Annotated in this window: 1 protein-coding gene; it reads right to left on the bottom strand. The window is 39.1% G+C overall.

The window, feature by feature from the left end; translation table 11 throughout:
• Positions 1-1,423 (bottom strand): Ig-like domain-containing protein (locus ABYT07_RS21105; RefSeq protein ID WP_372993953.1); only part of this gene is annotated, 1,423 nt, incomplete at both ends.

Raw genomic sequence — 1,423 nt, 5'->3', positions numbered from 1 at the left:
TCATTCACTCCTGTTATAGTTATTGTAATGGTATGTTCTGTACCGTCTAAACTGAAAACCTTAAAGGTCTCTACTTTAGTTTCTCCCTCAGATAAATACTGCACATCGCCATTTGGAACTGTATAAGTCCATTCTCCTGCTGCATCGATAGTCAAGCTTCCAAGTGCATCTGCACTGGCAACTATTCCGGTAGTTTGGAAAGAAGCTTCTCCAGAATCTGCATCGCTAATTGTAAGGGTACCATTATCGGTTAAGATAGGATCAGAAGAATCTTCTTCAACAGCACCATTATCATCTCCTGCAATAACAGCTGCATCGTTTACTGGTGTAACTTCAATGTTTTGATTAGCGGTATCCGTTGCTGTTCCATCTGTAATTACATAAGCAAACCTCTCTGTTCCATTATAATCAACATCGGGTGTGAATGTTATTATATCACTTGCATCGATGTAAACCTTCCCATTTGGCGTTATGATCTCTTGTAATCCACCTGTCAATTGCACTCCATTGATGGAAACAATACTTAATACGTCGTCAACATCCGAATCTGTATCTAAATCTAAAGGGGTTAGGGTTACTGTACCTTCCTCTTTTATAACATAGTTATCTGATACCGCTACTGGCACGTCATTTACTGAAGTGATTTCTATACTAACCACTGCTGTCTCACCTTCTAATCCATGGTTATCTGTAGCTGTATAGATAAAGCTGGTGTTTCCATAATAATTTAAATTTGGACTGAAAATCAGTTTATCTGCATCGGCAAAATCTATTTGCTGATCAAGGACAACCGGATTGCTGTTTAGATACAGTACACCCTTTATAGGAAGAGACTTAACGGTGAATATTTCAATCGTTCCATCTACATCGATTCCACTTAATGTTATTTCCAAATCTGTATCTTCCGGACCACTAACATTTACATCATCAGCAACCGGCGCATCGTTTAAGGCCGTAACAGTAATACCTACTACAGCTATTTCACTCTCCAATCCTTCATTATCTACTGCTGTATAGTCGAAGTTTGTTACACCATAATAATTTAATGTAGGACTAAAAATTAACTTGTCTGCATCTGCTAATTGGATAACCTGACCAGCAATCACTGGAACAGTATTCAATCTCAATATTCCATTAGCTGGAAGTGTTTTAACAATAAAGCTTTCCACAATTCCATCAACATCACTACCACTTAAGGTCATCGATATATTAGTGTCTTCAGGACCGCTAACACTCACAGCATAAGCTACCGGTGCATCGTTCACCGCAGTGATCGTTACCGCTACAGTAGCTTCATTCGATACTTCTCCGTCTGCATCTTTTACAGTATAGGTGAAACTATCGCTTGTGGTATCGGTTCCATCATGAACATAACTAAAGGTTCCATCTGTAGCTATAGTTACCGTTCCATTGGTTGGTCCTG

Source organism: Sulfitobacter sp., assembly GCF_041552635.1.
GTDB lineage: Bacteria > Pseudomonadota > Alphaproteobacteria > Rhodobacterales > Rhodobacteraceae > Sulfitobacter.
Note: the sequence above shows the minus strand (reverse complement) of the source record. Positions and strands in the feature narration are given on the sequence as shown.